This window comes from Sinorhizobium meliloti (assembly GCF_017876815.1).
Lineage (GTDB): Bacteria > Pseudomonadota > Alphaproteobacteria > Rhizobiales > Rhizobiaceae > Sinorhizobium > Sinorhizobium meliloti.
The window spans coordinates 346,829-362,773 of record NZ_JAGIOS010000002.1 but is presented as its reverse complement, the minus strand read 5'-3'; the positions used below and the strand labels follow the sequence as shown (position 1 = coordinate 362,773).

The 15,945-nt window shown below is 61.9% G+C and carries 17 protein-coding genes; 15 read left to right on the top strand and 2 right to left on the bottom strand.

What is annotated here, in order from left to right; genetic code table 11:
- Nucleotides 1–32 precede the first annotated feature (32 nt).
- Nucleotides 33–809 (bottom strand): 3-hydroxybutyrate dehydrogenase, encoded by a 777-nt coding sequence (locus JOH52_RS20550; protein ID WP_014530292.1) that lies wholly within the window; start codon nucleotides 807–809, stop codon nucleotides 33–35.
- A gap of 299 nt (nucleotides 810–1,108) precedes the next feature.
- Here JOH52_RS20550 and glpK point away from each other — a divergent pair, with 299 nt between their 5' ends.
- The 11 genes from glpK to bacA all read left to right on the top strand — a co-directional run bounded on the left by glpK (nucleotide 1,109) and on the right by bacA (nucleotide 10,966).
- Nucleotides 1,109–2,602 carry a glycerol kinase GlpK gene (gene glpK / locus JOH52_RS20545; RefSeq protein WP_013850528.1) on the top strand — a complete coding sequence of 498 codons (1,494 nt, stop codon included), beginning with the start codon at nucleotides 1,109–1,111 and terminating at the stop codon, nucleotides 2,600–2,602.
- A 257-nt stretch (nucleotides 2,603–2,859) separates the two neighbouring features.
- Nucleotides 2,860–3,183 (top strand): ArsR/SmtB family transcription factor, encoded by a 324-nt coding sequence (locus JOH52_RS20540; protein WP_003528544.1) that lies wholly within the window; start codon nucleotides 2,860–2,862, stop codon nucleotides 3,181–3,183.
- Nucleotides 3,180–3,599, top strand: coding sequence for an SRPBCC family protein (locus tag JOH52_RS20535; protein ID WP_013850529.1), 420 nt, complete (start codon nucleotides 3,180–3,182; stop codon nucleotides 3,597–3,599). The genes JOH52_RS20540 and JOH52_RS20535 overlap by 4 nt, the downstream gene beginning before the upstream one ends.
- A gap of 58 nt (nucleotides 3,600–3,657) precedes the next feature.
- On the top strand, nucleotides 3,658–3,879 hold the full coding sequence (locus JOH52_RS20530) for a hypothetical protein (protein ID WP_014530294.1): 222 nt from the start codon (nucleotides 3,658–3,660) through the stop codon (nucleotides 3,877–3,879).
- A 9-nt stretch (nucleotides 3,880–3,888) separates the two neighbouring features.
- Nucleotides 3,889–4,356, top strand: a complete 468-nt coding sequence (locus JOH52_RS20525) for a DUF1801 domain-containing protein (RefSeq protein WP_013850531.1) — start codon at nucleotides 3,889–3,891, stop codon at nucleotides 4,354–4,356.
- Between the two features lie 30 nt (nucleotides 4,357–4,386).
- Nucleotides 4,387–4,824, top strand: coding sequence for a DUF1801 domain-containing protein (locus tag JOH52_RS20520; RefSeq protein WP_013850532.1), 438 nt, complete (start codon nucleotides 4,387–4,389; stop codon nucleotides 4,822–4,824).
- A 108-nt stretch (nucleotides 4,825–4,932) separates the two neighbouring features.
- Nucleotides 4,933–5,976, top strand: coding sequence for an LLM class flavin-dependent oxidoreductase (locus JOH52_RS20515; RefSeq protein ID WP_014530296.1), 1,044 nt, complete (start codon nucleotides 4,933–4,935; stop codon nucleotides 5,974–5,976).
- Between the two features lie 72 nt (nucleotides 5,977–6,048).
- Nucleotides 6,049–6,798 carry a type I methionyl aminopeptidase gene (gene map / locus JOH52_RS20510; protein WP_013850534.1) on the top strand — a complete coding sequence of 250 codons (750 nt, stop codon included), beginning with the start codon at nucleotides 6,049–6,051 and terminating at the stop codon, nucleotides 6,796–6,798.
- 260 nt (nucleotides 6,799–7,058) lie between these two features.
- Nucleotides 7,059–8,135 (top strand): ISAs1-like element ISRm21 family transposase, encoded by a 1,077-nt coding sequence (locus JOH52_RS20505; RefSeq protein WP_014530298.1) that lies wholly within the window; start codon nucleotides 7,059–7,061, stop codon nucleotides 8,133–8,135.
- 148 nt (nucleotides 8,136–8,283) lie between these two features.
- Complete coding sequence (locus JOH52_RS20500) at nucleotides 8,284–9,552, top strand: MFS transporter (RefSeq protein ID WP_014530299.1); 1,269 nt, start codon at nucleotides 8,284–8,286, stop codon at nucleotides 9,550–9,552.
- Nucleotides 9,553–9,703: 151 nt separating this feature from the next.
- Complete coding sequence (gene bacA / locus JOH52_RS20495; RefSeq protein ID WP_010975957.1) at nucleotides 9,704–10,966, top strand: bacteroid development protein BacA; 1,263 nt, start codon at nucleotides 9,704–9,706, stop codon at nucleotides 10,964–10,966.
- A gap of 8 nt (nucleotides 10,967–10,974) precedes the next feature.
- Here bacA and JOH52_RS20490 read toward each other — a convergent pair whose 3' ends face one another.
- Nucleotides 10,975–11,979, bottom strand: coding sequence for a polysaccharide deacetylase family protein (locus tag JOH52_RS20490; RefSeq protein WP_014530300.1), 1,005 nt, complete (start codon nucleotides 11,977–11,979; stop codon nucleotides 10,975–10,977).
- 159 nt (nucleotides 11,980–12,138) lie between these two features.
- Between JOH52_RS20490 and JOH52_RS20485 the strand changes: the two genes are divergently transcribed.
- The 4 genes from JOH52_RS20485 to JOH52_RS20470 all read left to right on the top strand — a co-directional run bounded on the left by JOH52_RS20485 (nucleotide 12,139) and on the right by JOH52_RS20470 (nucleotide 15,809).
- Nucleotides 12,139–12,723, top strand: coding sequence for an NnrU family protein (locus JOH52_RS20485; protein ID WP_013850539.1), 585 nt, complete (start codon nucleotides 12,139–12,141; stop codon nucleotides 12,721–12,723).
- Between the two features lie 85 nt (nucleotides 12,724–12,808).
- Complete coding sequence (locus JOH52_RS20480) at nucleotides 12,809–13,477, top strand: tetratricopeptide repeat protein (protein WP_013850540.1); 669 nt, start codon at nucleotides 12,809–12,811, stop codon at nucleotides 13,475–13,477.
- Between the two features lie 123 nt (nucleotides 13,478–13,600).
- Entirely contained in the window at nucleotides 13,601–15,031 is a 1,431-nt protein-coding gene (gene der / locus JOH52_RS20475) for a ribosome biogenesis GTPase Der (protein WP_013850541.1), read from the top strand.
- 322 nt (nucleotides 15,032–15,353) lie between these two features.
- Nucleotides 15,354–15,809, top strand: coding sequence for an RrF2 family transcriptional regulator (locus JOH52_RS20470; RefSeq protein WP_015242948.1), 456 nt, complete (start codon nucleotides 15,354–15,356; stop codon nucleotides 15,807–15,809).
- Nucleotides 15,810–15,945 lie beyond the last annotated feature (136 nt).

Sequence of the window (15,945 nt, the reverse complement as noted above, 5' to 3'; positions counted from 1 at the left end):
GTCCCTCAACCGGCTTTTCCCTCAGTCGTCGGCTACTGCGCCGTCCAGCCGCCATCCATCGAGACATGCGTCCCGGTGATCTGGGCGGCATCGTCGCCTGCAAGATAGAGCGCCAGGGAGGCAACCTGTTCGACGGTGATGAACTTTTTCGTCGGCTGTCCCTTGAGCATCACCTCGTTGATCACCTGTTCCTCGGTGATGCCGCGCGTTCTCGCCTGATCCGGTATCTGCTTTTCGACGAGCGGCGTCAGAACGTAGCCGGGGCAGATCGAGTTCACGGTGACACCGCTCTCCGCCACCTCCAGCGCCACGGTCTTCGTCAACCCCATGATACCATGCTTGGCGGCGACATAGGCGGACTTGAAGGGGGAGGCCACGAGGCCATGAGCGGACGCGATATTGATGATCCGGCCCCAGCCCTTCTTCTTCATCGGCGGAATGGCGCCACGAATGGTGTGAAAGGAGGAGGAGAGATTGACGGCGATGATCCGGTCCCATTGCTCGACCGGAAAATCCTCGATCTTTTCAACGAACTGCACGCCGGCATTGTTGACGAGGATATCGGCGCCGCCGAAGCGATCGGCAACCATCGCCATCATGTCGGCGATTTCGGAGGGCTTGGTCATGTCGGCCGGGTGATGAAGCACCGTACCGGAGCTCAGGCCTGCGACTTCGTCCGTGACGGTCCTGATCTCGTCCGGCGCACCGAAGCCGTTCAGGACGATATTGGCACCGGTCTTCGCCAGGGTCCGGGAGATCGCCAATCCGATGCCGCTTGTGGAACCCGTTATCACCGCAGTCTTGGTCATTCCCGCTCTCTCCGTCCTGATGCCGCACAGGTCTTTTGCGACGCAACAGCGTCAGCCTACGCGCAAATGCGCGCCAGTGACAATTGTGTTTTTCCGCCCGGCAAAGCAGAGTCCGTGTCCGCGGGAGCACTTGGCAAAAGTTGCGTTTTGTTTTCGTTTGACATTCGTTTTTCTATCGTATTGAAGTCGTTCGAATGTCGCCCTCGAGGAAGGGCGAGAGGGGCGGAGTGAGGAAAGCGTATGCGGGCTTCCGCTCGCATTCCGGTCGGTCCTTTCAATCGCGTGCCGAGGAGGGGCATATGGGCGGATATATTCTCGCGATCGATCAGGGCACGACGTCCACGCGCGCGATCGTTTTCGACGGCAACCAGAAAATCGCGGGCGTCGGGCAGAAAGAGTTCAAGCAGCACTTTCCGAAGTCAGGCTGGGTGGAGCACGATCCGGAGGAGATCTGGCAGACGGTCGTCAGCACGGTCAAGGAAGCGATCGAGAAGTCCGGCATCACCGCGAACGATATTGCCGCGATCGGCATCACCAACCAGCGGGAGACGGTTGTCGTCTGGGATCGCGAGACCGGCAAGCCGATCCACAATGCCATCGTCTGGCAGGACCGCCGCACTGCCGCCTTCTGCGACAAGCTCAAGAAGAAGGGACTGGAAAAGACCTTCGTGAAGAAGACCGGTCTGCTGCTCGATCCCTATTTTTCGGGAACGAAGCTCACATGGCTGCTTTCCAATGTGAAGGGCGCGCAGGCGCGCGCAGCCAAAGGGGAACTCTGCTTCGGCACCATCGACACCTTCCTAATCTGGCGGCTGACGGGCGGCAAGTGCTTCTGCACCGACGCGACGAATGCCTCGCGTACCCTCCTATACAATATCGCCGAGAATGCCTGGGACGACGAGCTCACCGAGATCCTGCGCGTGCCGAAGGAGATGCTGCCGGAAGTGAAGGACTGCGCGGCCGACTTCGGCGTCACGGATCCGTCTCTCTTCGGCGCGGCGATCCCGATCCTCGGCGTTGCCGGCGACCAGCAGGCGGCAACGATCGGTCAGGCCTGTTTCAAGCCGGGCATGCTGAAATCGACCTACGGTACGGGCTGCTTCGCTTTGCTCAACACCGGCAAGGACATGGTCCGCTCGAAGAACCGCCTTCTGACCACCATCGCCTACCGCCTCGACGGTGAAACGACCTATGCGCTCGAAGGCTCGATCTTCGTAGCCGGTGCTGCCGTGCAATGGCTGCGCGACGGGCTCAAGGTGATCAAGGCGGCGCCCGATACGGGCTCGCTTGCCGAGAGCGCCGATCCCTCGCAGGAGGTCTATCTGGTGCCGGCCTTCACCGGCCTCGGAGCGCCCCATTGGGATCCGGATGCGCGGGGCGCGATCTTCGGCATGACGCGCAATACCGGCCCGGCAGAGTTCGCACGGGCGGCACTCGAGGCCGTCTGCTACCAGACCCGCGACCTGCTGGAGGCCATGCACAAGGATTGGCGCCGTAACGGCAATGATACGGTCCTGCGCGTCGATGGCGGCATGGTCGCCTCCGACTGGACGATGCAGCGCCTGTCGGACCTGCTCGACGCTCCGGTCGACCGACCGGTCATTCTCGAAACCACCGCGCTCGGCGTCGCGTGGCTTGCAGGCAGCCGCGCCGGCGTCTGGCCAAACCAGGAGGCGTTCGCCAAGTCCTGGGCCCGCGACCGCCGCTTCGAGCCGCATATGGACGAGGCCACGCGCAAGGTGAAGCTCAAGGGCTGGCGCAGCGCAGTCAAGCGGACGTTGATTGCTGCCTGAGTGTTGAACCTTCCACGTTGCGCTTCAGCGCTGCGGCAGAAGCCTTCCCAACGATCCTCATTCCTGTGACAAGCGCAGGAGTGAGGGAAGAAAACACACGCCCTGACCCATATCCATGGAAATATATGGAGCCCGCGCTCTGCGCGTGCTGCCGTCCGCGACCTTTGTGCGCCGTCACGTCGCTCGAGTTCCCCCTTGACTCATTCATAGCTGATTGGCTATACATCAACCCATAGTCAACCGGGTATATGTCCCAAATGTCCGACGCGCACGACATGCTCTTCAGAACGCTTGCCGATCCGACTCGGCGGGCTCTCTTCGAGCGGCTGTGCCGCGAAGGGGAGAGGACGGTCGGGGCTCTGACGGCTCGCGCCGGTGTCTCACAGCCGGTCGTCTCCAAGCATCTCGGCGTCCTGAAGCAGGCTGGATTGGTGCGCGACCGCCACGAAGGCCGCCACACGTATTATAGCGCGCAACTCGGTGCGCTCGCGCCGCTGGTCGACTGGACGCGTGAGATGGCCGGGTTCTGGCAGAGCCGCTTCGACGATCTCGAAGATCTACTGAAAAGGATGGACCAATGAACGAAACACGTTCCGTCGTCGTCGAGCGGGAGATCGCTCATCCGCCGGAGAAGATCTGGCGCGCGCTCACCCAACCACACCTGATGGAGGAGTGGCTGATGAAGAACGACTTCAGTCCTGTCGTCGGGCACCGTTTCAACCTGCGCGGTGAGTGGGGTGGGGTGTTGGACTGCGAGGTCCTCGTCGTCGAGCCGAACAAAAGACTGAGCTACGCCTGGAATTTCGCCCATGAGGATCCGGCCTACGACTTGAAGAGCGTGGTGACCTTCACCCTCGTCCCGACAAGCACGGGAACCCAGTTGCGCATGGAGCAGGTCGGATTCCGACCGGATCAGCGGCAGGCCTATGGCGGCGCCAAGGCCGGATGGCAGCAGTTCTTCGAAAATCTGGAGCGCGTTCTCGCGGGTTTGAGCTGAAACCCGCCTGCCGGGCCGGTCGGGGCTGGCTCGCTTCATGTCAATGGGAGATCATTCAATGGATTGGAACGCCTGGATACGTCAGATCCACCGGTGGTTATCCGTAGTCTTCACGGTAACCGTCATCGCCAATTTCGCCGCCATGGGATTGGAAGAACCTCCTGCATGGGTGGTCTATTCCCCGCTGCTCCCGCTCTTCCTGCTGCTTTTCACCGGCATCTATATGTTCGTGCTACCCTATGCCGCGAGGTGGCGCAGCGGCAGGCCTGCGGCGCAATGAGGTGAAGAGATGGCCAGCAAGACCCCGGTGAAGAGCGAGAATGTTGCAAAGAAGGCCGCCGCCAAGCCGGCCTCGGGACAGCCGACCCTGCTCTCGGGCGGCAACCCGCAGATCGCGAAGGGCTATGGCGATGGCCCCGTGCAGGCCTACATCACGGCCATGCCGGGCTGGAAGAGCGATGTCGGGCGCCGCCTAGATGCTCTGATTGTGGAGGCCGTTCCCGGCGTGCACAAGGCGGTCAAGTGGAACTCGCCTTTCTACGGCGTCGAAGACGATGCCTGGTTCCTCAGCTTTCATTGCTTCACCAAGTACATCAAGGTGACGTTCTTCCGCGGCGCTGCACTCGATCCTGTCCCGGCCGGCAAGTCCAAATATCCGGAAGTACGTTACCTCGACATTTACGAGGGCCAGCTCGACGAAGCTCAATTCTCCGCCTGGGTAAGGCAGGCCAGCCGATTGCCCGGCGAACGTATGTGAGCGACAACAACCATCAGGAAAGTGACGGCCATGGACAACAGGACGAGCGGTTCGAACGGAGAAGGAGCGTCTCCCTCCAAACTGATCGATGCGAAAATCGATGCGCTTGACGATTGGCGCGGCGAGACGCTCGCCCGGATCCGGAAACTCATCCGGCAGGCCGACCCGGAAGTGATCGAGGAAGTGAAGTGGAGAGGGGTCCCCGTGTGGGAACACGCTGGGATAATCTGCACCGGCGAAGTCTATAAGGCGGCCGTGAAGACGACCTTCGCCAAAGGCGCCTCGCTTGAAGACCCTTCAGGCCTTTTCAACTCCAGCCTGGAAGGCAATACGCGGCGTGCCATCGATTTTCATGAGGGCGAGGAGATCGACGAAGAGGCGTTCATCGCGCTCATTCGTGCCGCGGTGGCGCTGAATACGTCAGCACGCACAAGCACTCGTTCGCGAGGGAAGCCGAAGAGCGCCTGACTCCGATGGACGTCGGCTGGAAACAGTGCGTTTCCCAAAGGCGCATTTGCGGCCTGATCCTGCGCCGATTATCTCTAGCGCAACGTTAGATCTCGCAGGAAGCCAGCCATGGAACTCGGACTCTATACATTCGCCGACGTCGATCCGAATGCAGCCGACAAGGGAGCCGAGGGGCGCCGGCGTCTCGCCGATCTCCTGGAGGAGATCGAGCTTGCCGATCAGGTGGGCCTCGACGTTTTCGGCCTCGGCGAGCATCACCGGCCGGACTATGCGGCGTCGGCACCGGCGGTGATCCTCGCGGCGGCTGCCGCGCGCACCAGCCGCATCCGGCTGACGAGCGCGGTGACGGTGTTGAGCTCCGACGATCCCGTCCGCGTCTTCCAGCAATTCGCTACCCTCGACCTCCTGTCGAACGGACGCGCCGAGATCATGGCGGGACGTGGCTCCTTCATCGAATCATTCCCGCTCTTCGGCCAGTCGCTGGACGATTACGACCAGCTTTTCTCCGAAAAGCTCGGTCTGCTTTTGGCGCTGCGCGATAGTGAAAGGGTCACCTGGTCGGGTGCGCTGAGATCTCCGATCAACGATCGCGGCGTTTATCCGCGCCCGCTGCAGGACCCGCTGCCGCTCTGGATCACGCTCGGCGGCACGCCGCAGTCGGTTGCGCGTGCCGGTGCGCTCGGTGTGCCGATGGCGCTGGCTATCATCGGCGGCGAGCCGGCACGCTTTGCGCCGCTCTTCCAGCTCTACCGCGAAGCTGCGCGCCGCTCGGGGCAGGATCCGTCGAAGCTGAAGACGAGCATCAACGTCCACGGCTTCATCGCCGATACTACGCAAGAAGCTGCAGACCAATTCTATGGGCCGCAAGCCGAGGTGATGAACCGCATCGGACGCGAACGCGGCTGGGGGCCGACCAACCGCGCCCACTTCGATCAGGCGATCAGCCCGACGGGCAATCTCTTCCTTGGCGATCCGGAAACGGTTGCCAGGAAGATCGTTGCGCATCGGAAGCTCTTCGGAAACGACCGCTTCCTGCTGCAGATGGCGATCGGTCCGATGCCGCATGACCGGATCCTGCACGGCATCGAACTTTACGGCACCAAGGTCGCGCCTCTGGTACGCGAGATGCTGGCGGAGGAGCGCGCTTCTTAAGCCGGCCGCCTCCGTCTCCACTGGCATATGCGGCGTCGTAGCGCTAAATGTGGCCGCGAAAGCGAGACATCCATGACCCTCAACAACGACGAAGACCTCGAAAGGCTGAAGGAAATCGGCCGCATTTGCGCCAATGCGCTCCAGGCGATGGGCGAGGCGCTGGAACCCGGCATCACCACGGCCGAGCTCGACGCGATCGGCCGCAAGGTGCTGGCGGAGGCCGGCGCCCGTTCGGCACCCGAGCTTTGCTATGATTTTCCCGGCGCGACCTGCATCAGCGTCAACGAGGAAATCGCCCACGGCATACCCGGCCGCCGGGTGATCCAGCCGGGCGATCTCGTCAATATCGACGTTTCCGCCGAAAAAGGCGGGCTCTTCGCCGATACCGGGGCGTCCTTTCCCGTGCCGCCGGTCAAGACCGAGATCGACCGGCTCTGCCGCGACGGCAAGCGGGCGATGTGGGTGGGCCTGAAACAGGTCAAGCCGGGCCAGTCGCTTGCCGCGATCGGCAATTCGATCGGCGAGTTCGCGCGCAAGAACCGCTATTCCCTCGTCGCCAATCTGGCGAGCCACGGCATCGGCCGGTCGCTGCACGAGGAACCGAGCGAAATTGCAACCTGGCCGGACCCATCCGAGCGGCGGCGGATGACCGAGGGCATGGTTTTCACGGTCGAACCCTTCCTGTCGATGGGGGCGCAATGGGCCGAAGGCGGCGACGACGATTGGACCCTCTACAGCGAACCGCGCGCACCGACTGTCCAATATGAGCACACGGTGGTCGTCACCCGCAGCGGGCCGCTGGTCGTGACGCTGCCGGGTTAGGGCGACTTAGGAGAAGTGTGCGACGGAAGTCTCACCCCCCTCTGCCCTGCCGGGGATCTCCCCCGCAAGGGGGAGATCCGATGGTGGAGCGCTCTGCGTCAACGTCAGTCTCGCAACAAGTTTAAGCTTATTTTAGAGGCAGGGAGATCGCCTCTTGCCGATCTCCCCCTTGAGGGCAGGGGAATCGCATTTAGCAAATAAGCGGTTGTTTTGTTGCGGCAAATCGATTCTTGGAGTTCTCCGCTGACTTGGAGGTCTCGATGAGTAGATTTGCCGCTTGCTTTGAAGATTTGCCCGATCCGCGCGGTCGCAATGCGCGCCATCCGTTGACGTCGATCCTGTTCATTGCCGTTGCGGCGATTGTCTGCGGTGCGGAAAGCTGTACCGATATGGCCGATTTCGGCGTTGCCAAGAAGAAATGGCTGAAGACAATCGTGCCGCTGCCCTATGGCATTCCCAGCCATGACACCTTCTCCACCGTCTTCCGCCATCTCGATCCGGATGCCTTTGATGCGTCCTTTCGCCGTCTCACGGCGAGCTTTGCGCAGGGTCTCGAAGGGGTGGTAGCGATCGATGGCAAGGCGGTGCGCGGTGCCTACCGGCGCGCCGCCAAGGCCACGCCACTCCACTTCGTCAATGTCTGGGCTGCCGGTCCCGGTCTGGTCATCGGCCAAAAGCTCGCGCCGGGCCGCAATGAGGTGCAAGGGGCTCTCGATGCGCTCGCGCTGCTGGCACTGGAGGGCTCTATCGTCACCGCCGATGCCCTGCATTGCCGGCCCGACACCGCCCGCGCCATCCTCGCTGCCGGCGGCGATTATGCTCTGGCACTGAAGGCCAACCAGCCCGGCCTCTTGGCCCAGGCGCTCGCCCGCATCGAGGACGCCGACCACGTCGAGAGCATCCAGATTGCAGCCGAGACTGCCCATGACCGCACCGAGACACGCCGCGCCAGCGTTGTGGCTGTCGACGATATCAACTTTCCGGGCCTGCAGGCCATCGGCTGCGTCGAGACCACAAGCCGTCATACCAACGGCCATTTGACCAGCCATGTCCGCTACTTCCTGCTCTCCACCACCATGTCGCCGAGCGCGCTGATCGAGGTTGTAAGAACCCATTGGCAAATCGAAAACAAACTGCATTGGGTTCTGGATGTCCACTTCCGCGAGGACGCCGCCAGAAACCGCAAGGACAACGGCCCTCAGAACATTGCCTTCTTGCGCAAGATCGCTCTCAACCTCTTGCGATCTCACCCCGACAAGGCTTCTATCCGCCGGAAAATCAAAAAGGCGGGCTGGGATGACCAATTCCTCACTTCTCTTATCGCTCATATGCGATAGCCCTGCCCTTGAGGGGGAGATGCCCGGCAGGGCAGAGGGGGGTATCACACCCGCTCCCGCTTTTCTCAGCGCGCATCGTTCGATTCCATCAATGAACCGTTCAATTATAATGATTTGCCGCTCTCTTGCTGCGATGCAATAAGAGGGCATGAGCACTCTCCAGAGACGGCAGGACCGTAGCGAACCAGGGTCGAGGCACTCGACAGAGCCGAGCGGCTTCGAGACCGCCGGCAGCGGTTCGAGCGGAAGTCTCGCAGCGATCGCGATCGCCGGTGCGGTCGCCATGGCGGTGGCCATGGGCTTCGGCCGGTTCTCCTATACGCCCATCCTGCCGGCGATGATGACCGACACCGGCCTTTCGCCTGGTGATGCAGGTCTCGTCGCCTCGGCGAATTTCATCGGATATCTCGCAGGCGCGGTGCTTGCCGGCTATGGCTGGGCCCACGGCCGCGAACGCGGGGTCGGTCTCGCGGCGCTCGTCGCGACGACCCTGCTGCTGGCCGCTATGGGACTTACATCCTCGGTGCTCGCCTATTCCATCATCCGCTTTCTTGCGGGTCTGGCGAGCGCCTTTGCGATGGTCTTCATCTCGGGGATAGTGCTGGGGCAGGGGCTCGCCGCCAGGTCCGAGCACGTGCCGTCGGTGCATTTCGGCGGCGTCGGTTTCGGCATCGCGCTTTCCTCTATCGCCGTCTGGGTTGCGCCGCTCGCAGGTGTCGCGGGCCTTTCGATGTCGCAGGCCGACTGGTTCGTGGGCGCGCTGGTTGCGCTGGCGGGCACTGTCCTGGTCGCCGCGCTGCTGCCGGCGAGCCGTCATGCCGCCAATGGCGGCCGACCGGAGGTGCCGCTCGTCCGTTCGCGGCCGCTCATGGCGATGACGCTCACCTATGGGTTTTTCGGTTTCGGCTACGTGATCACCGCCACCTTCCTCGTCGCCATGGCGCGCGACGCAAGCGGCGGCCACAGCGTCGAGTTCCTTGCCTGGCTGATCACCGGAGTCAGCGGCGCCCTGTCGGTCTATCTCTGGCGCTTCGCCGTGCCGCGCTTCGAGCTGGCCGGCGTCTATGCGATCGGCCTGCTGGTCGAGGCGGTCGGCCTCGTGCTGACGGTCTCCTTGCCCTCGCCTTATGCGCCGCTCGTCGGCGGGCTGATGCTGGGCGCCACCTTCATGATGGTCACGGCCTATGGCCTGCAGATCGGCCGGCAACTCGCCCCCGAAAGCCCGCGCCGGGCACTCGCCTTCATGACCGCCGCCTTCGGGATCGGCCAGATCCTTGGGCCGCTGGTCGCCGGCTGGCTCGCGGAGCGGACCGGAAGCTACGCTTTGCCGACCTTGGTCGCGGCCGTCGTTCTCATGATCTGCGGGATCGTCGTTCTCGCCGAATTGCGCAGGATAAATGAAGCTTTGGCACGATGACGGGTGCTCACTAAGCCGGGCAGGCAGCGTCGGCAGCCGCATGAAATAACAGTAACATTCGCATTCCGTAATTGTTGCGGAATGTGAATTGCCCTAGTTTCGGCGCATCAGGACGCAAGTCCTTGACCCCCCGAAACGAGAGTGCCGTCCCTTGTTCCAATCCTTCTTCCCCAAGCCGAAGCTGTTTTTCATATCTTCCGCCGTCTGGAGCCTGCTCGCCGTCCTTGCCTGGTATGCCGGGGGGCGGGACATTGGCGCCTACCTGGGCTTGCCGCCGCTTCCTCCAGGACAGGAACCCGTCATCGGCGTGTCCGTTTTCTGGTCCACCCCTTTTCTTTGGTTTTACATCTATTATGCGGTGGTCGCAGGGCTATTCGCAGCGTTCTGGTTCGCCTACAGCCCGCATCGGTGGCAGTATTGGTCGGTACTCGGCACGGCTCTGATCATTTTCAATACCTATTTTTCGGTTCAGGTCAGCGTCGCGATCAACGCGTGGTACGGCCCTTTCTATGATTTGATCCAGCAGGCGCTGGCGCGTACGGCGCCGGTCACAGCAGGGCAGCTCTATTCGGGAATGATCGGATTTTCGGGAATAGCCTTCGTGGCGGTGACGGTCGGTGTGCTCAACCTCTTTTTCGTCAGCCATTACATCTTTCGCTGGCGCACGGCGATGAACGAATTTTATGTCGCGCATTGGCCCAGACTGCGCCACGTCGAAGGCGCATCGCAGCGTGTGCAAGAGGACACGATGCGTTTCTCCAGCACAGTCGAGAGGCTGGGTGTTGGTCTCGTCAGCTCTATCATGACGCTGATCGCCTTTCTCCCGGTACTCTTCAAGTTTTCCGAACAGGTGAACGTCCTGCCCATTGTCGGCGAGATACCGCACGCCCTTGTCTGGGCGGCCGTATTCTGGTCGGTCTTTGGTACGGTTTTCCTGGCCGCAGTCGGCATCAAGCTTCCGGGACTGGAATTTCGCAATCAGCGCGTCGAAGCCGCATACCGGAAGGAACTGGTCTATGGCGAGGACCACGAAGACCGTGCCGATCCGATAACGCTCGCACAGCTCTTCGACAATGTCAGGCGCAACTATTTTCGCCTGTATTTCCATTACATGTACTTCAATATTGCCCGCATTTTCTACCTGCAGGCCGACAATCTCTTCGGCACTTTCGTGCTGGTCCCGGCAATCGTGGCGGGAAAGCTCACACTCGGCGTCATGAACCAGGTCCTGAATGTGTTCGGGCAGGTGCGGGAGTCCTTCCAGTATCTCGTCAATTCCTGGACGACGATCGTCGAGCTCCTGTCGATCTACAAACGCCTTAAAGCCTTTGAGTCGGTATTGGTCGACGAGCCGCTGCCGGAAATCGACCGGCAGTTCATCGACGCTGGCGGTAAGGAAGAGCTGGCTCTGTAACGGCGGCATCAGAAGGCGGAGCGATCCGCCTTCCTTCTCGCAGCCTCGATAATCGGCAACGCCTCGGCATAGCTGACGCAGGCGACCTCCGGCTTGCTGCAGGTTTCCGAGAGAAAGCGATCGAGCGCCCGCCAATAGGCGCCGCCGTTCATTTCCACGAAGTGGAAGCCGAGCTGAAGAGGGATCCGCTTGCCTTCATATTCCTTCCGGAAGGCATTGCGGAAAGCCGCAAGCGTCCGCTCCTCGAAGCGGGCGCTGTCGCGTTTGTTCTCGACACCCATCGAATGGCGGACGAAGAGATTGTAGTCCATGCCGATAACCGGCCGGTGGGAAGGACCTTCGGGAATGAGCGGCAGGCCGAAGCGCGGCAGACCGCCGACGAAGCTGGGCCAGCCGGGCCCTTTGGTCACGAGGCTCGCATCATAGCTGAAACCGAACGCCTCGAGTGCAGGCACCAGGCCGTCGCTGAGTGACAGGTAGGGTGCGCGAAAGCCCTTGATGTCGTTCTTCGCGAAATCGGCCCAGCCTTCCGGCTCGGCCTCCGGCTTGCCGGCTTTCTTCCAGGCTTCGGCGAGCGCCACGCGGAAGGCGGAAAACTCCCGCTCCCAATCGGCCTTGCTCCAGCCTTTGCCGTCGAAATGGCCGCAGGCGTGGCTGCCGAGGTCGTGACCTTCGCGATGCGCCTGCCAGATGTGGCCGACGCGGACAGCGAGCTCTTCGCGGCTTTGTGCGAAGCCGACATTCGAACGTCCTTGCTTCTGTCCGGGCGCCCGGTAGGTCTGCTTCCCGTCGGCCTTCGTCATCAGGAAGGTGCAGGAGAGGAAATAGGTGAAATGCGCGCCCGTTCGCCTTGCCATGGCAAGGCTTTTCTCCCAAAGCGCGTTGTCGTGCGCGCCGTCGAAGGAGATGACTACAAGCTGTTTGCCATTCGGCGACGGGGGTGCCGGCGGCGGATCGGCTAGGGCGAGAGCGGGAAAAAGAGCGAGTGATAAAGCCAGGAAAATACGAATCATGTTTCAACTGTGACGTTTGGTTTCGTCGCAGTTGTCCGGAAATTGCGGCAATCCTTTGATTGGGCTGGAAAATAGGCGCTATCGAAGGTAGTGCGTAGTGAGGTGGATCGGCAAAGCGCGGCGCTGTAGCGGCCCGACATCTCAAACAAGCGGTGACCCATGGCCATACTCGTTCTCGGCATCATCATATTTCTCAGCATGCACCTCGTCCGCGTGGTTGCGCCCGGCTTTCGTGCCGGCATCATCGACAGCCGTGGCAAGGGCACATGGATGGGGCTCTATACGATCGTCAGCCTCGTCGGCCTCTGTCTGATCATCTACGGCTTCGGTCAGGCGCGTGGCGAAACGGGCATGCTCTACGATCCGCCGATATTCCTGCGCCATATCGCCCTTCTGCTGATGCTCGTCGCCTTCATCGTGCTTGCCGCCGGCTTCCTGCCGGCGGGCCGCATCGCCGTCGCACTGAAGCATCCGCAGGTCCTCTCGATCAAGATATGGGCGCTGGCGCACCTCCTTGCGAATGGCGAGACGTCCTCGGTCCTGCTCTTCGGTTCCTTTCTCGCCTGGGCGGTGATCCTGCGCATCTCGTTGAAACGGCGCGAGCGCGCGGGCGAGAAGGTGCTTCCCGTGTTCAAATCGGCGCGCAACGACGTCCTGGCGGTCGTTATCGGCCTCGTCGCCTTTGTGCTCTTCGTCTGGAAGCTGCATGAACTTCTGATAGGCGTTCAGCCGGTCGTCCTCTAAATGTCGATCTCCCCCTTACATCAGGCGTAAAATCGGGTAGAACGCGCCAACTTCTTCAGATCAGGCCGGGCGGCCGGGACGGGACATGGTAAACCAGGACGACAGCTTTATCCGCGAGGTCAATGACGAACTCCGCTCGGACCAGATGAAGGCCGTCTGGACGCGCTTCGGCGGCATCATCATCGGGATTGCCGTTCTGATCGTGCTCGGCACCGTCGGCAAGGTCGGATACGATTACTGGCAGGAGGCCTCCTCGTCGCAATCGGGCGACACCTTCCTCGCGGCGCTCAACCTTGCCCGGGAGAACAAGTCGGACGAGGCGCTCGCCGCTCTGACGGAGCTCGAGAAGGACGGTTACGGATCCTATCCGGTTCTGGCGCAGCTGCGCGTTGCGACGCTGCAGGCGCAAAAGGGTGAAACGGATGCGGCAGTCGCCGCGTTCTCCGGGATCGGCAGGGATACGCGTATTCCGGCCGCGCTCCGCGATGCGGCTCGGCTGCGAGCGGCTTATCTGCTTATCGATGCGGGAACCTACGAGCAGGTGTCATCCGAGGTCGAGCAACTGGCCGTTCCGCAGAATGCCATGCGTCATTCGGCGCGCGAGGCGCTTGGCCTTTCGGCCTACAAGGCCGGTGACTATGCCAAGGCGAAGAGCTGGTTCCAGCAGATCGTCGACGACGCGCAAAGCCCGCGCGGCATCATGAATCGGGCGCAGATGCTGCTGGATGTGATCGCGTCGACGGGCAAGGCCTGACGCTAGAAGCATGTCGCCCGAAGTGCCTAGCGGTTTTCGGATAGCGGCATGCACAAAAACAGAAACTTAAAGCGCGTCGCGTGAATTCCACTGAACGCGAGGCGCTTTAGCACGGATGTAAAGATGAGCTTCACCGTCGCCATTATCGGGCGCCCAAATGTCGGCAAGTCCACCTTGTTCAACCGCCTGGTTGGCAAGAAGCTGGCGCTCGTCGACGATACGCCGGGGGTTACCCGCGACCGGCGTCCGGGCGACGCGAAGCTGGTCGACCTCAAGTTCCGCATCATCGATACGGCCGGTCTCGAGGAATCGTCACCTGACAGCCTGCAGGGGCGGATGTGGGCGCAGACCGAGGCGGCCATCGATGAGGCGGATCTGTCGCTCTTCGTCGTCGATGCCAAGGCGGGCCTGACGCCGGCAGATCAGACGCTCGCCGAGATGCTGCGCCGCCGGGGCAAGCCCGTCGTCGTCGTCGCCAACAAATCCGAGGCCCGCGGCTCCGAGGGCGGCTTTTACGACGCCTTCACGCTCGGCCTCGGTGAACCCTGCCCGATCTCGGCCGAACACGGCCAGGGCATGCTCGATCTGCGCGACGCGATCGTCGCCGCACTCGGCGAGGAGAGGGCGTTCCCGCCAGCGGAAGACGTTGCCGAGACGAATGTGGATATCCGCCCCGCTGCCGGTGAAGGTACCGAGGACGAAGAGGTCGAGCCCGCCTATGACGAAACCAAGCCGCTCCGGGTGGCGATCGTCGGCCGGCCGAATGCCGGAAAGTCGACCCTGATCAACCGGTTCCTTGGCGAAGACCGGCTGCTGACGGGGCCGGAGGCGGGCATTACCCGCGACTCCATCTCCGTCGAATGGGACTGGCGCGGCCGCACGATAAAGATGTTCGATACGGCCGGCATGCGCCGCAAGGCGAAGGTTCAGGAGAAGCTCGAAAAGCTCTCTGTTGCGGATGCGTTGCGGGCGATCCGCTTCGCCGAGACCGTCGTCATCGTCTTCGACGCCACGGTCCCTTTCGAGAAGCAAGACCTGCAGATCGTCGATCTGGTGCTGCGCGAGGGGCGTGCAGCCGTGCTTGCCTTCAACAAATGGGATCTCGTCGAGAACTGGCAGGCACTGCTTGTAGACTTGCGCGAAAAGACCGAGCGGCTGTTGCCGCAGGCGCGCGGCATCCGTGCAGTGCCGATTTCCGGGCACACCGGTTATGGCCTCGACCGGCTCATGCAGGCCATCATCGAAACGGACAAGGTCTGGAACCGGCGCATTTCCACGGCGCGCCTCAACCGGTGGCTGGAATCGCAGCAGGTGCAGCATCCCCCGCCGGCCGTCTCGGGCCGCCGCCTCAAGCTCAAATACATGACGCAGGTCAAGGCGCGGCCACCGGGTTTCATGATTTCCTGCACACGCCCCGAGGCGGTGCCGGAGTCCTACACCCGATACCTCATCAACGGATTGCGAAACGACTTCGACCTGCCGGGCGTGCCGATCCGCGTGCATTTCCGAGCGTCGGAGAATCCCTTCGAGTCGAAGGCGCGCAAAAGGCGCTGAGAGCCCGGCGGCAGCAGAAGAACTCACAATTCGTTTCGCACTGCGCCGTTTTTTGATGCGATATGCGGCGCTAATTAGAGTAAATCTATGTAGCAGGTGAATTGATTTCCTTGCCGCCACTTTAGGCTTGATCTATAACTGAATCCTAGGATGCCGAAGTAAGCGAGCCGTGGCAGATTGGCTCGGCAGGCTGGGAAACGGCACTTGGCTCTCGAGAATTGGACGATCCGCGTGATCGGGATCGATGTGTCTGGGTCGCGGTCGCGATAAAGATCGCGTGCTTTTCTCGTTTGCCGCGATCCTTCTCGAAAGCGATGTTCTCATGCTGACAAAAAAAGGAAAGTACGGTTTGAAGGCGATGGTCGATCTTGCCCAGCTTCAGCCGGGCGAAACGGCTTTCATCACGGAAATCGCCCTTCGCAACAACTTGCCGAAGAAGTTTCTCGACACGATCATGCTCGAACTCAGGAATGCCGGCTTTCTTCGCTCGAAGAAAGGCCCGGGCGGCGGCTACGCGCTGGCGCGGCCCGCATCCGAGATCCGCGTCGGTCAGGTGATCCGGACGCTCGACGGGCCGCTGGCGCCGATCCGCTGTGCGAGCCGCACGGCCTATGAAGTCTGCGACGACTGTTCGGACCCGGAAACCTGTCACGTGCGCCGTTCGATGATCGTCGTGCGCGATGCCGTGGCCGACATCCTCGACAACATGACGCTCGCGCAATTTGCAGCAAGCGAGAGAGAGGCCGCCGTAGCCCCGCTTCTCAGCGAAGCGGGCTGAGCGCGGCCCCTTCGATACCTCTTATAAGCCGGGCTTGCATACCCGCTACATCGGTGTAACGCCACTCCTCCCCAACGCCTCATGCCTGTGCCTGTCACAGGTATCCAGCCAGCCCAAGTCCTTGGGCTGAAAAAAC

Excerpts from the sequence above, each read along its gene's own strand:
- JOH52_RS20550 (WP_014530292.1), bottom strand. The coding sequence starts at position 809 with ATGACCAAGACTGCGGTGATAACGGGTTCCACAAGCGGCATCGGATTG.
- glpK (WP_013850528.1), top strand. The coding sequence starts at position 1,109 with ATGGGCGGATATATTCTCGCGATCGATCAGGGCACGACGTCCACGCGC.
- JOH52_RS20540 (WP_003528544.1), top strand. The coding sequence starts at position 2,860 with ATGTCCGACGCGCACGACATGCTCTTCAGAACGCTTGCCGATCCGACT.
- JOH52_RS20535 (WP_013850529.1), top strand. The coding sequence starts at position 3,180 with ATGAACGAAACACGTTCCGTCGTCGTCGAGCGGGAGATCGCTCATCCG.
- JOH52_RS20530 (WP_014530294.1), top strand. The coding sequence starts at position 3,658 with ATGGATTGGAACGCCTGGATACGTCAGATCCACCGGTGGTTATCCGTA.
- JOH52_RS20525 (WP_013850531.1), top strand. The coding sequence starts at position 3,889 with ATGGCCAGCAAGACCCCGGTGAAGAGCGAGAATGTTGCAAAGAAGGCC.
- JOH52_RS20520 (WP_013850532.1), top strand. The coding sequence starts at position 4,387 with ATGGACAACAGGACGAGCGGTTCGAACGGAGAAGGAGCGTCTCCCTCC.
- JOH52_RS20515 (WP_014530296.1), top strand. The coding sequence starts at position 4,933 with ATGGAACTCGGACTCTATACATTCGCCGACGTCGATCCGAATGCAGCC.
- map (WP_013850534.1), top strand. The coding sequence starts at position 6,049 with ATGACCCTCAACAACGACGAAGACCTCGAAAGGCTGAAGGAAATCGGC.
- JOH52_RS20505 (WP_014530298.1), top strand. The coding sequence starts at position 7,059 with ATGAGTAGATTTGCCGCTTGCTTTGAAGATTTGCCCGATCCGCGCGGT.
- JOH52_RS20500 (WP_014530299.1), top strand. The coding sequence starts at position 8,284 with ATGAGCACTCTCCAGAGACGGCAGGACCGTAGCGAACCAGGGTCGAGG.
- JOH52_RS20490 (WP_014530300.1), bottom strand. The coding sequence starts at position 11,979 with ATGATTCGTATTTTCCTGGCTTTATCACTCGCTCTTTTTCCCGCTCTC.
- JOH52_RS20485 (WP_013850539.1), top strand. The coding sequence starts at position 12,139 with ATGGCCATACTCGTTCTCGGCATCATCATATTTCTCAGCATGCACCTC.
- JOH52_RS20480 (WP_013850540.1), top strand. The coding sequence starts at position 12,809 with ATGGTAAACCAGGACGACAGCTTTATCCGCGAGGTCAATGACGAACTC.
- der (WP_013850541.1), top strand. The coding sequence starts at position 13,601 with ATGAGCTTCACCGTCGCCATTATCGGGCGCCCAAATGTCGGCAAGTCC.
- JOH52_RS20470 (WP_015242948.1), top strand. The coding sequence starts at position 15,354 with ATGCTGACAAAAAAAGGAAAGTACGGTTTGAAGGCGATGGTCGATCTT.